The organism is Parvimonas sp. M20 (genome assembly GCF_035282425.1).
Classification (GTDB): domain Bacteria; phylum Bacillota; class Clostridia; order Tissierellales; family Peptoniphilaceae; genus Parvimonas.
In genome coordinates, this window is sequence record NZ_JAYKBQ010000153.1 from 1 (window position 1) to 276 (window position 276).

The 276-nt window shown below is 34.8% G+C and carries 1 protein-coding gene; it reads right to left on the reverse strand.

Annotated features, from left to right (window positions below; all coding sequences use genetic code 11):
- On the reverse strand, positions 1–144 hold a 144-nt coding region (locus VJI93_RS09455; protein WP_442953998.1), incomplete at its 3' end, for a hydroxyethylthiazole kinase.
- Between the last annotated feature and the right edge of the window lie 132 nt (positions 145–276).

The window sequence follows — 276 nt, forward strand, 5'->3', positions numbered from 1 at the left end:
TTCTTCAGCTTCTTCGGGAGCTTCACTCATTGCAGGGCTAGCACCAATACTTAATAAACCATTCGCTGTAAAATTTTTAACTACATCGTTTGTATAACAAATTGTTAATGGGTTTTCAATACGTATTTTATTTAGATAATTCATCGTCTAATCCCTCTTTCTTTAAATATGCAAAATGATTCACTGGACCTCTACCACGGCCGATTTCAGGCGTATATTGTATACTCATTGAAATAAACTTTTTAGCCTTGTGTACAGCCTCAAATAATGGTCTAC